The organism is Pseudomonas sp. PDM02 (assembly GCF_014852285.1).
Classification (GTDB): Bacteria; Pseudomonadota; Gammaproteobacteria; order Pseudomonadales; family Pseudomonadaceae; genus Aquipseudomonas; species Aquipseudomonas migulae.
Genome location: NZ_JACVBL010000011.1, coordinates 111778 through 124426, shown reverse-complemented (window position 1 = coordinate 124426; position 12649 = coordinate 111778). Strand labels below are relative to the sequence as shown.

At 59.0% G+C, this 12649-nt stretch carries 11 protein-coding genes and 1 pseudogene; 6 read left to right on the top strand and 6 right to left on the bottom strand.

Going from position 1 to position 12649, the window contains the following annotated elements:
* The first annotated feature begins 28 nt into the window (after positions 1 to 28).
* The 6 genes and pseudogenes from IB245_RS20215 (at position 29) to IB245_RS20190 (ending at position 6832) form a co-directional block, all read left to right on the top strand.
* Positions 29 to 1453, top strand: coding sequence for a gamma-aminobutyraldehyde dehydrogenase (locus IB245_RS20215; protein WP_008029727.1), 1425 nt, complete (start codon positions 29 to 31; stop codon positions 1451 to 1453).
* 268 nt (positions 1454 to 1721) lie between these two features.
* Complete coding sequence (locus IB245_RS20210; protein WP_192228467.1) at positions 1722 to 3206, top strand: APC family permease; 1485 nt, start codon at positions 1722 to 1724, stop codon at positions 3204 to 3206.
* Between the two features lie 434 nt (positions 3207 to 3640).
* Positions 3641 to 3881: pseudogene (locus IB245_RS20205) on the top strand (hypothetical protein).
* Positions 3882 to 4487: 606 nt separating this feature from the next.
* Complete coding sequence (locus IB245_RS20200) at positions 4488 to 5711, top strand: type II and III secretion system protein family protein (protein ID WP_008042348.1); 1224 nt, start codon at positions 4488 to 4490, stop codon at positions 5709 to 5711.
* A gap of 119 nt (positions 5712 to 5830) precedes the next feature.
* The gene (locus tag IB245_RS20195; RefSeq protein ID WP_008029716.1) at positions 5831 to 6544 is read left to right on the top strand and encodes a tetratricopeptide repeat protein; all 714 of its coding nucleotides are present in this window, start codon (positions 5831 to 5833) and stop codon (positions 6542 to 6544) included.
* An 18-nt stretch (positions 6545 to 6562) separates the two neighbouring features.
* Positions 6563 to 6832 (top strand): DUF3613 domain-containing protein, encoded by a 270-nt coding sequence (locus IB245_RS20190; protein ID WP_192228466.1) that lies wholly within the window; start codon positions 6563 to 6565, stop codon positions 6830 to 6832.
* A gap of 212 nt (positions 6833 to 7044) precedes the next feature.
* Here IB245_RS20190 and IB245_RS20185 read toward each other — a convergent pair whose 3' ends face one another.
* The 6 genes from IB245_RS20185 to IB245_RS20160 are packed head-to-tail and all read right to left on the bottom strand — an operon-like array spanning position 7045 to position 12644.
* Positions 7045 to 8007 (bottom strand): type II secretion system F family protein, encoded by a 963-nt coding sequence (locus tag IB245_RS20185; RefSeq protein WP_192228465.1) that lies wholly within the window; start codon positions 8005 to 8007, stop codon positions 7045 to 7047.
* A 29-nt stretch (positions 8008 to 8036) separates the two neighbouring features.
* Positions 8037 to 9023 (bottom strand): type II secretion system F family protein, encoded by a 987-nt coding sequence (locus IB245_RS20180; protein WP_008042351.1) that lies wholly within the window; start codon positions 9021 to 9023, stop codon positions 8037 to 8039.
* Positions 9020 to 10453 carry a CpaF family protein gene (locus tag IB245_RS20175; RefSeq protein ID WP_008029707.1) on the bottom strand — a complete coding sequence of 478 codons (1434 nt, stop codon included), beginning with the start codon at positions 10451 to 10453 and terminating at the stop codon, positions 9020 to 9022. The genes IB245_RS20180 and IB245_RS20175 overlap by 4 nt, the downstream gene beginning before the upstream one ends.
* A gap of 3 nt (positions 10454 to 10456) precedes the next feature.
* Positions 10457 to 11677, bottom strand: a complete 1221-nt coding sequence (locus IB245_RS20170; protein ID WP_008042352.1) for an AAA family ATPase — start codon at positions 11675 to 11677, stop codon at positions 10457 to 10459.
* Entirely contained in the window at positions 11671 to 12165 is a 495-nt protein-coding gene (locus IB245_RS20165) for a TadE/TadG family type IV pilus assembly protein (protein ID WP_192228464.1), read from the bottom strand. The genes IB245_RS20170 and IB245_RS20165 overlap by 7 nt, the downstream gene beginning before the upstream one ends.
* Complete coding sequence (locus IB245_RS20160) at positions 12165 to 12644, bottom strand: TadE/TadG family type IV pilus assembly protein (protein WP_008042353.1); 480 nt, start codon at positions 12642 to 12644, stop codon at positions 12165 to 12167. The genes IB245_RS20165 and IB245_RS20160 overlap by 1 nt, the downstream gene beginning before the upstream one ends.
* Between the last annotated feature and the right edge of the window lie 5 nt (positions 12645 to 12649).

Below are 12649 nucleotides of genomic sequence, written 5' to 3'. Positions count from 1 at the left end.
AAATAATAGATTCAAAGAGGACAACGCCATGCAAACCAAACTCTTGATCAACGGCCAACTGCTCGACGGCGAAGGCCCCGCCCAACCGGTGTTCAACCCGGCCCTCGGTCGTGTGCTGGTGGAAATCAACGAAGCCAGCGAAGCCCAGGTCGATGCTGCCGTACGCGCCGCCGATGCCGCGTTCGAAAGCTGGTCGCACACCCCGCCGAAAGAGCGCTCGCTGTTACTGCTCAAACTTGCCGACGCCATCGAAGCACACGGCGAAGAGCTGGCCAAACTCGAATCCGACAACTGCGGCAAACCCTACAGCGCTGCGCTGAACGACGAAATCCCGGCGATTGCCGACGTGTTCCGTTTCTTCGCCGGCGCCAGCCGCTGCATGAGCGGTTCGGCAGGCGGTGAATACCTGGCCGGGCACACCTCGATGATCCGCCGCGACCCGGTGGGCGTGATCGCCTCCATCGCGCCGTGGAACTACCCGTTGATGATGGTCGCCTGGAAAATCGCCCCGGCCCTCGCCGCCGGTAATACCGTGGTGCTCAAGCCGTCGGAACAAACCCCGCTGACCGCACTACGCCTGGCACAACTGGCGTCGGAAATCTTCCCGGCCGGCGTACTCAACCTGGTGTTCGGCCGCGGTCCTACCGTCGGCAGCCCACTGGTCACCCACCCGAAAGTGCGCATGGTGTCGCTGACCGGTTCCATCGCCACCGGCTCGAACATCATTTCCAGCACCGCCGCCAGCGTCAAACGCATGCACATGGAATTGGGCGGCAAGGCCCCGGTGATCATCTTCGACGACGCCGACATTGATGCCGCCGTGGAAGGCATTCGCACCTTCGGTTTCTACAACGCCGGACAGGACTGCACAGCCGCGTGCCGCATCTACGCACAAGCCGGCATCTACGAAAAATTCGTCGAGAAGCTCGGCGCGGCAGTCAGCAGCATCAAGTACGGCGTGCAGGATGATCCGTCGACCGAACTCGGCCCGCTGATCACCGCGCAGCATCGCGACCGGGTAGCCGGGTTCGTCGACCGCGCCGTGGCGCAACCGCACATCCGCCTGATCACTGGCGGCAAGGCAGTTGAAGGCAACGGTTTCTTCTTCGAACCAACGGTGCTGGCCGATGCACAGCAGGACGACGAAATCGTCCGCCGCGAGGTGTTCGGGCCGGTCGTGTCAGTGACCAAATTCAGCGATGAAGCGCAGGTGCTCGGTTGGGCCAACGATTCGGACTACGGCCTGGCGTCGTCGGTGTGGACCTCGGACGTCGGCCGCGCGCATCGCCTGTCGGCACGCTTGCAGTACGGCTGCACCTGGGTGAACACGCACTTCATGCTGGTCAGCGAAATGCCCCATGGCGGTCAGAAACTGTCCGGGTACGGGAAGGACATGTCGATGTATGGGTTGGAGGATTACACCGTTGTGCGGCATGTGATGTTCAAGCACTAAAAGCTTCGCGAGCAAGCTTCGCTCCTACAGGTTTTGCGTCGTACGCATTTTTTGCGAACACCCTCAATCCTGTAGGAGCGAGCGGTGCGGCGATCCGACTTGCCCGCGAAGGTGTCACCTCGGTTTCAAGGTAGAAACCGTCAATACGCACCACCAGGCTTCAACGCCAGACCAAAAAAACAATAACCACCGATCCCGGCAGCGCCATCACGGCCCTGCCACGGTTTCGGACATCCGAAATCTGCCGATTTTCCGGAGCTAACACACCATGAGTGCACTACCTGAATTCTCCGCAGCCGTTGCCGACAGCGATGCCGAGCAACTCCGAAAGCTGGGTTACACCTCCAACTTCAACCGCAGCATGAGCCTGTGGGAAAACTTCGCCCTGGGCTTCACTTACCTCTCACCGGTCGTAGGGGTTTATACCCTCTTCGGCCTGTGCCTGGCCGCCGGTGGACCACCGATGTTCTGGGCGTATTTGCTGGTCGGTTGCGGCCAATTGCTGGTGTGCCTGATCTTCGGTGAAGTGGTCTCGCAGTTCCCGATTTCCGGTGGTGTTTACCCATGGGCTCGCCGTTTGGTGGGCAAACGCTGGGCGTGGATGGTCGGCTGGATCTACTCCATCGCCCTGTGCGTGACCATCGCCGCCGTTGCGGTCGGTGCCGGACCTTACCTTGCCGCGATGATGGGCTTCGAACCGAGCAACAACACCAACATCGTCATCGCCCTGGTGCTGACCCTGTTCGCCACGCTGGTCAACCTCAGCGGCACCAAAGTGCTGGCGCGAATCGCCATGTTCGGCTTCCTCTGCGAACTGGTCGGCGCGGTGATCGTCGGCATGTACCTGCTGATTTTCGAACGTCATCAATCGATCAGCGTGTTGTTCAACACCTTCGACATCAGCGTTGACGGCTCTTACCTGCCGGCCTTCCTCACCGCTTCGCTGGCGGGGATGTTCCTGTACTACGGCTTCGAGGCCTGCGGCGACGTGGCCGAAGAAACCCCGAACCCGAGCAAGAAAATCCCGGTGGCCATGCGCATGACCATCTACATCGGCGGCGTTGCGGCGATGTTTGCTTGCCTGGCGCTGATCCTCGCCGTGCCGGACATGCAAGCGGTGATCAACGGCACCGACAAAGACCCGGTCGGCACCATCCTCAACAACGCCTTCGGCCCGGTCGGTTCAAAAATGGTCATGGGCGTGGTGATGATTTCCTTCATCTCCTGCGTCATCAGCCTGCAAGCGGCGGCGAGTCGTCTGCTGTATTCCTACGCCCGGGATGAAATGGTCATCGGCAGCTCACTGCTGAAAAAGATTTCGCCTACAACCCAGGTTCCGGTTGCTGCACTGTTCGTCTCCGGCGTCCTGCCAGCGCTGATCATCATTCTGGGCTTCTTACTGCAAGACGCCGTGGCCACCATCGTCAGTTTCGCAGCGATCGGCATCTACCTCGCGTTCCAGATGATCGTGCTTGCAGCCCTTTATGCCCGCCTGAAAGGCTGGAAACCGAGCGGTAAATTCACCCTCGGCGCCTGGGGCTGGGCGGTGAACATCGGCGCGCTGGTCTACGGCGTCGGCGCCATCATCAACATGGCCTGGCCGCGCACGCCGGATGCGGCGTGGTACATCAACTATGCGATGGTGCTGAGCACGGCGATCGTGATTGGGTTGGGGCTGGTTTATATGTGGATTGCCAAGCCGTATGACCATGGTACGGCGCCTGCGGGGGATGCCTGGAAGGTTAGTCACTAAGGACAATTACCCCGGGATCCTGTCGGTTCCCGGGGCAAGCTTTGCTTCTCTGTTTCCAGTTTTCTGCGCTCGGTGAAAAAACAGGAAATTCCTACAGATCGAGCCTTCCTGAAAAGACTCTGATTCCTACGACAAGCGTCGCCAGAGTAGGCTTGGCGCCGCGAGCGCCTGACCGATAGGCTTTGTCCCGTCGCTGCCAAATCAGCGGCCCGGGGTCGAAGCAGGTCAATCAACAACATGGCACATCCGCACCACCATAGGAACTGGGGCACAGTTTTGCCTTTTCGTTTCGCTTTATGGTGGACCGTGTGGCGCGGGCCTCTCGGCTTTTCCGTGTTGATCGAGAATGTTCCGACTTCGAACGCCACATGGTCCGCAACCCAAATCTGTCGAAGGATTAGTGGCGGCTCCTTTCTCAACATGGAGTCGAAGAAATGCACACGCTAAATCCGTCTGAAACTCACCCTCATTTCATCCCCACTGTTTTTCCCCGCCACAACCGCTTCCTCCACGCTAACCAAGCCTGGCTCTGCGTCCATGACCTGGGACGTTTGATGGGGCGGGCTCTCGGTGCCGCTGCTGCACTGGCAAGATTCGGCGTGGATCAAGTGGCGGGATATGCCGGATCTGGTGCAGGCGCAGCGACCGTTTCCGATCATGGGCATTTGCAGTTGAAGGCAGGCTGAGACATGAAAAAGGCCCGTTCAGACTGACTGATGGGCCTTTTTTTTTGCCTTCATTTCCCCCTCGGTATCAGCCAATCGCACTGCGCTACGACCTTGCCTGCACCGCTCACCCGCCTGCCTTTCTACAGCTTTTGCACCCATGGTTTTTTTTAAAAATCATGGCACTTTGGTTTGATTGAACTACCGTCAAACAATAAGAAGTCATAACGGCTCCAGTTTCCAAGTTAGCTTCAATGATCAGATTGGCAAAAGGAGTTAGCTCACTATGATCATGGCAGGCGTATTCCGGCTCTGTACCTACATGGCCGTTTACTTTTCGGGGGGGGCAGGTCGGCGGACAGTAGCGTCCGTAACTGCCAGCGTCACTCTGGCGCGCAGTCCAGGTAACCGCCTCACTAAAAACCGTTTTAGCAAAGGTCGCTCGCTGTTCAGCCCGGTCAGCGAACTGCGCCCGCTCGTGTGTTGCACGCAAGGAATAACGCCAAAGCCATCGATAAGTGGTGTGGCGCATTGGGGGGGATAGTCCGATCCCCGTGAAGTGATCAGAGACAACTTTGTCTGCCTATAGATGGCCTATCCAGTGAGGATGCATTAAATGAGCCTTCGTCCCGCGCCCGCTTTCAAGAAAATTATCCATGGCCTGTTCTGGACGGGCCTCAGCGTGAATGCGGCTCAGGCCGCACCTGCCAATTGTTCGCAACTGGACAGTTGGTCGACAACGTTCGAGGTCGGTCAGGGGCTGCAGAATGAACTGCGCAGCCCCGTTCCGGTAACGCAACTGGCGGTGGGTGACCCGAAAATTGCCGACGTGCAACCCAGCGGCAACAACGCGTTCATACTCACGGGCATTGCACCGGGGACCACCAGCCTGATGGTCTGGACTGCCTGTTCGAAAACGCCGCGCCAAAGCATGGTGTTCGTCAAGGGTAAAGCCACATCGGCACTGACCAGTGTGCCGTCGGTGCCCTCCGACGACCCGCTGCTGCCGAGCCAGGTGCAGACCGATATCCGTTTCGTCGAAGTCAGCCGGACCAAGCTCAAGGAAGCTTCCGCCTCGATTTTCGGCATCCGTGGCAACTTCCTGTTCGGCTCGCCGAGAACCTTGCCCACCATCGGCGGCATAGTCACGCCGGTGCTGCCGGTGAACAACAACAACTTCAACCTCTCTTTTGCTACCGGCAGTACCCTGGTGGCGCTCAATGCGCTGGAAGGCAGTGGTTTCGCCTACACCCTGGCGCGGCCAAGCCTGGTAGCGCTCAGCGGGCAGAGTGCGAGCTTCCTGGCCGGCGGTGAAATACCGATTCCGGTGCCCAGCTCAGGCAGCGATAACGTGTCCATCGAGTACAAGGAATTCGGTATCCGCCTGACTCTGACGCCGACCATCGTCGGGAAAAATCGCATCGCGCTGAAGGTGGCGCCGGAAGTCAGTGAACTGGACTTCACCAACGCCGTGAGCATCGCCGGCACGATAGTCCCGGCCCTGACCGTGCGCCGTACCGATACCAGCATTTCCCTGGCCGACGGCGAAAGCTTCGTCATCAGCGGCCTGATCAGCTCCCGCAACAATTCCCAGGTGAACAAATTTCCGGGGCTGGGCGATATCCCGGTTCTGGGCGCATTTTTCCGCGACAACACCATCAACCGTGAAGAGCGCGAACTGCTGATGATCGTCACCCCCCATCTGGTCCAGCCACTGGCTGCCAATGCAACACTACCGTCATTGCCTGGCGAACAGCTGCGCAATTACGACCCGAACTTCTACCGCATGTTTTTCCTGGAAAATGGCGACTTCGACAGTCTCAGCGGTCTCTCGCAATGATCCGGAGCCTGAACCAGACTCGCCTCGCCCTCACTCGTAACGGTGACGTTGAACGCCTGCCGGGCCAGCTTCATTGCCATTGGCCGGGCGTTCAACCTGTTGTAGCCAGAGGACATACGATGAAAGCAGTCATTGCAATAGCGACGACGTTAATGCTCGCAGGTTGCGCCAGTAATGGCCTGACTTCGCGACCGCCCAGCTGTGCCAAGCCCGGTTCGGAGCAGGAACTGGCCCTGAACCTGGCCGACAACATGGCCGACGAAGGCCGTTTGTATGCCAGCCTGGCGAATCTGGAAGGTTTGCCCGATGACCTGGTCCAGGTTCGCCTGCGCAAGGCTCGGGTGTTGCGCATGATGGGGCGTAGCGGCGACGCGCAGCCGTTGTACGAAAGCTTGCTCGGCACCTGTCTGACGGCTGAAGGGGAACATGGCCTGGGCCAGTTGGCCGCCGCCAAAAATGATAACGCCTCCGCTGCCACTCACCTTGAGCGTGCGGTGAAGATGGCCCCCACCGACGACAGGATGCGAAATGACCTGGGGGTCGTCTACCTCAATCAGCGACGGATCCCTGAAGCACGCTTTGAGTTCATGACCGCCATGGAGCTCAAGCAGGCAAACACATTGGCGGCACTCAATATGGTGACGCTGCTGATCTACCAGGATAACTGGAAGTCGGCTGCTGACCTGGTGACCCGCGCCGACTTGAGCCCCAAGCAAGTCGCCGAGGCGCAAACCCGCGCGGAAAAACTCAAGGCCTCCGCCAAAAAAGTGGTGGCTACCGAGGGGAATCGCAAGACGGAAGTAGCCGATGCCTCTTCCAGTGCGAACAAGTAGAACGTACGAGGAGTCGAGATGAATACCAAAAGGCTGTTGATCGTGTGCATGGCTAGCCTGTCCACCACTGCCTGGGCTATTGAGCCGGGCCCCTCTTCGCCATATCAACAAGGCACCGAACAGTGGTTGCAGTTGCAGATTCGAGGTGTGGTTGCCTCCCCTATTCTGCAAACCGCTTCGGCCACCGAACGTGACCTGGCCATGCAGCGCTGGCTGAATAGCTTCAACTTCCCGATTCCGATGTTTTTTGAACAGGATGCTGGGGGAGATATGAGTAGCGGCAACTGAGGCATGTCGATGGGTGATCAGCCTCTGGCGTAGTCCAGAGTAGCCTGGCTGCAAAGCCGGGCTTGATGTCGTGTTCAGGAAAGTAGTCTCTACACATTATCCAACCCTGGTCGGATTATCCCGTTGCGGGAAATGTGTGAATCCATGACAGGAAAGCGCAGATCAGGCTCGGGTGGTGGCCATCGCACTCGATAGCCTCCACCCGTTTGACCTCACCCGAATACTTTGAGAACACCGATCATGGCCGGGCCGATAGCGACCAGAAAGAAGCTCGGCCACAGACAGAAAATCAGTGGGAATATCAGCTTGGTACCAATTTTCGCCCCCATCTCTTCGGCGGCCTGCGTACGCCGGTCACGGAATTCATCGGCATAGATGCGCAGCGTATCGGCCACGCTGGTACCAAAGCGGATACTCTGCGCCAACAGGCTGACCAGCCCTTGTACGTCATCCAGGCCCGTGCGCACAGCCAGTTGTTTGAGCGCCGCGGTACTGGAAATACCCGCGCGGATTTGTGCATTGACCAGGGCCAGTTCTTCAGCCAGTTCGACCTGACTGACCGACATCTCCTCAGCCACCCGTTCGATCGTCGTAGGCAAGGCCAGGCCCGACTCCACGCACACGACCATCAGATCCAGCGCATCCGGAAATGCGGCACGCAACCGACCTTGTCGCAACTGCTTGCGCTTGGCGACATACAGCGCTGGCAGCAACCATCCGATACCGGCTGCCAAGACCACCACCAGCAGCCCCATGGCCAGGGAAACCCTGGGAATCATCGGCAATAGCAGCAACGTAATACCGACTAATAACAGCGGCGTCATCAAGCGCACAGCCCAGTACATCTGCACCGCTGAAGTGGAACGGTACCCAGCATGCGTCAATAACGTCTGGGTGACGGAGGTCTGAGCCGATTCGGCCGAGGCAAAGCGCTGGCCGACCCGTTCCAGTAACAGTTGCAGATTACCCGGGGCTTCTTGCCCGGCGGTGTTGCCTAAATGACCACGCTTGATCAGCGCCAGACGACGCTGCACCGGATCCTGAAGCCCCAAAATCAGCAAGCTCACGGCGACAACTGCAAGCACCGTACTCAAACCGATCGCGCCGAGGAACAACAGGCGCGCCACCTCCTCGCTTCCCGTGACCCGACTGAACAACCCGAGCAAAAAGTCCATGACCTGTACCTCCCGGTAGCGAAAACCGCTTAAACCTGAATCCGAATGATTTTGCGTATCCAGAAAATCCCGAGCAGCATGGCGAAAAACGCCCCGATGATCAGTTTGTGGCCTATGGGATCATTGAGCAGCACAGGCATGTAGGTGGGGCTTGTGACAACGATCGCAATCGCCAGCACGAATGGAATCGACACCAGCACCCAGGCTGACATTCGCCCTTCGGCCGACAGGGTCCTGACCTTGCGCTGGAAGCGAAAACGCCCGCGGATCAGGCGACTCAAACGCTCCAGCACCTCGGTCAGATTACCGCCGGTCTCGCGATGGATGAGGATTGAGGTCACCAGCATCATCACCGTCATGCTCGGCATCCTTTCCAGCAGGCCGAGCATGGCCCGACGTACATCGTTGCCATAGTTGATGTCCGCGAAAGTCAGGCCAAACTCCTGAGCGACCGGCCCCTTATGCTCCTCGCCGACCAGGCGCAGGGTTTCGTTGAACGGGTGCCCGGCGCGCAGGGCACGGCAGATGGCATCCAGTGCATCCGGCAGGCCTTCCTCAAACCCGGCGAAGCGTTTGCCACGGTCACGAGAAATTTTCAGCAGTGGCAGCCAGAACGCTCCGAAGCCCGCCAGCAACGCCATCCACCAGACTGACGAGATCATCCAGATCGAGAAACCTGCACAGGCGCCCAGGAACAGCCCGAGCAACAACACCCGATAAGCACGATATTCATGACCGGACTGCTCGATCATCTGGGTCAGGCTCGCCATAAAGGGCAACTGCTCGAGCATGGCCTCCAGCGGCGTCAAGCGCGTCAGGTACTTCTGTCTCAACACCGTCTGCATATTGGGCAGGTTGTTGGCTTTCTCCAGAACGTGCAAACGGCCGCGGATACGCTTGCGCATCTTGCCGGCCTCGCCGAACACCGGCACCACCACCCCCTGAGACAGGAGGAACACAGCGATAAACACCATGCCGAGGAACATCAGAATGAATTCACCAGGAATATTGTTCATGACTGCCGTGCCTCCATCCATTCAGGCCTGAACATCGTAAGCGGCAACTCGATGCCGCGCTTGGCCAGCACATCGCGGAACGCGGGGATCATGCCGCTGGGCCGGTAATCACCAAGCACTTCGCCGTTTTCGCCCATGCCATGGCGCACGAAGGAAAAGATTTCGGTCATGGTGATGATCTCGCCTTCCATGCCGTTGATTTCCTGCACGCTGACCAGTCTGCGCTTGCCATCCTCTTGGCGTTCCAATTGGATCACCACATCAATGGCCGAAGCGATCTGTTGCCGCATGGCCTTGATCGGAAAGGTCGCCCCGGTCATCGACACCATGTTCTCGACTCGCCCCAACGCATCGCGAGCGGTGTTGGCGTGGATCGTGGTCAACGAGCCGTCGTGGCCGGTGTTCATCGCAGTCAGCATGTCCAGCGCCTCGACGCCGCGCACTTCGCCGATCACTATGCGGTCCGGACGCATCCGCAGGCTGTTGCGCACCAACTCCCGCTGGCTCACTTCGCCACGACCCTCGATGTTCGAAGGCCGGGTTTCCAGGCGCACCACATGGGGTTGCTGCAATTGCAGTTCGGCCGAATCTTCGATGGTGACAATCCGCTCGTTTTGCGGAATGAAGCTGGACAGCACGTTGAGCATGGTGGTCTTGCCGCTGCCGGTACCGCCGGAAATCAGCACGTTCAAGCGCCCACGGACAATCGCCTTGAGCAGCAGGGCAATGGCCGGGGTCAACGTTCCCACCTGGATCAGACTGTCGGTATTGAGCAGGTCCACCGCAAAGCGCCGAATCGACATGCTCGGGCCATCGATGGCCAGCGGCGGGATAATCGCGTTGACCCGCGAACCGTCCTTGAGCCGGGCATCCACCAACGGCGAGGACTCGTCGATACGCCGCCCCAGGCTGGAGACGATGCGGTCGATGATGTTCAACAAATGCTGATCATCGCGAAAACGCACATCGGTCCGTTGCAGTTTGCCGAAGCGCTCGACATAGACCGAGGCAGAGCCGTTGACCAGAATGTCGGACACGCTGTGATCGGCCAGCAACGGTTCCAGAGGCCCCAGGCCGAGCACCTCGTCGGTGATCTGCTTGATGATCAACTGACGGCTGACGGTACTCACCGGTGCCGAATGCTCATCGAGCAGGCGCTGGCAAATATCGCGAATCTGCCGAGCAGCCTCGGCCTGTTCAAGGGAGTCCAGCAAGGACAGGTCCATGACCTTGAGCAACTGCTGGTAGATCTTTTCCCGCCACTCCGCCTCCACCGGGGTGACCTGGCTTTTGGTTTCGTAAAGAACGTCTGGTGCCACACGTTCCCACGCCATTATTTCCTCTGGCGGATCCAGCAGATCGTCACCCGGTTGGGCAGCGGCGGGTTTACCGGACTGTTTGCGCAAGCGGTTACGAAAGTCGCTGATCATGGTTCATCCCCCGAAAACACGGTTGAAGGCGCGTTTGAACAAGCCTTTGTTGCCAGCTACTTGTTGACCGACCAGGTCCTCGGTCATGTCGCGCAGTGCAGTAGTAATCGCTGCCCTCGGCGCATGCAGCCCCAACGGCACACCAGTGTTCTGACTCTGGCTGACCAGATTGAAGTCGTTGGGTAATTTCGACAGATTGGTGCAGCGCAGCGCCTCGCCGATATCTTTAAGGCTGATCGCTGCGGCCTTGTCATAACGGTTGACCACGATCTGCAATTGATCCCCGCGCACACCCAGGTCATCGCGAAGAATCCGCACCAGAGAGCTGGCATCGCGCAGATGGCTGACGCTCTGTTGCACCACCACGTACACCCGATCCACCTGCTCCAGCACAGAACCGGTGAGGTGATCGATTTGCCGCGGCAGGTCGACCACCACCCAGCCATAGCTGGCGCGGGCCAACTGCAACAGGGTGTCAAGTTGCTCGGGTTGGGCATCCTGCGGCAAACACAGCTCACCGGCCCGACCGCCCAGCACATGCAAGGTCGGGCTGAAGTGACTGCAAAAACCGCGTAACGCGACGCTGTCCATGCCGTTGACCTGATGCAACACCTCCAGATGGCTGTGCGTCTGCGCCACATCCAGATAATGCGTCACGCTGCCAAATTGCAGGTCCATATCCAGCAACAGGGTACTGCCGCCTTTCATGCTGAGCTGTTGTGCCAGGTTGCAGGCCACCAGGGTTCCGCCGGAACCGCCCTTTGCGCTCATCACGGCGATCAATTTCCCGTCAGCCCCACTGCCGCTCCGAACCTCCGTGACCAGCCGATTCATGGCGGCGACCAGTTCGGTCTCGGCGATTGGCTCCGGCAGCACGTCCCGGGCACCGGCCTGCATCGCCAGGCGCATGGCTTCCTGTTCGCTCAGCAGTCCGCACACCAACATCGGCGGACGCTCATGGGCCGGGTGTTGCAACAGCGCCGACAATTCCTCGCGCCACAGGTGGCTGACGCGCAACAGCAACAGATCGGGCATACGGTCCAGACTGTAGAGCGGGTCAACATGTCCATTGCTCACCAGGCGAGTGCTGACCTCCAGGCCAGGCATGCGCTGACAGACACTCTGCAGATCGCGTAAAGAGTTGGCATCACGGCTGCTGATCAGCAACCGCAACCCGGTTTTGCCAGTCGAACTGGCAATCGGCGTTTCCTTCATATTCAGCATGGTGTGATCTCCCCGGAATCAGAGTGACGCCCGAGACTTTCGCGTGGCAACGTTGCCCTGAATGCAGGCAAGGTAATGGGCACGCCGAACCCGGGAATAAACAGATTGAAAACGAAGTTTTGCAGACTCAACTGGACATAGCGGATGGCACGAAAGCCATTTGCGCTGACCAGGTCAGCTGGGTTGGCCACCAGGGCGCCATTTGCGTCCAGGTAGGTCAACGTCAGATTAGAGGTGGCCAGATTGCTGATCAGCTGGCTCGTACCTGCGTCGGTCGCGGCATTGAAGATTGCCCGCCGCAACACCACCGGATCGCTGATATTGCAGACGGCTGCCAGGCGCGCACCACGGCGCGCGGCCTCATCCAGTGCATTGACCGTGAAGTACAGGCGGCCCATTTCCAACACGCCGAACAACAGCGTGAACACCAGCAGACCAACGAACGCGAACTCCACCGTATAGATTCCGCGCATGTGTTTTCTATTCATCACAGTGCCCTCATCACGGTAGTGGCAACCAGGGGAATGTTCAGCGCAATCTGATTGCCAAAAAAACCCGGAATCGAGCCGGCACAATTGCCACTGCCAATCACCGGGCAGAACGTATAGGTGATGGTGACTCGCACATGGTCGGTGCCCACCGCAGCGACGACCACGTTGTCAGGCGTCAACCCGGACAACACAGCGGTGCCGGTGTTGGCAGGCACGCCATACACCGCAACGTTTTTCGTCTGGGTCTGCAGCGCATTGCTCAGAGAGACCGCCCCCAGCGTCGAGTCCCAGGCGTGGTTTGCGACAAAACGGTCGGCATCACGGCTGGCCTGCAGCAACACGTTGTACTGATAGAGCATGCGGCCGATCTCACCGAGGCTCAGTAACAGCAGCAACAACACCGGCAGGACGAGGGTGAATTCCACCATGGCCAGGCCTTGCTGGCGCTTCGGATGTTTAAACGCGTGAAGTCTCATGACGC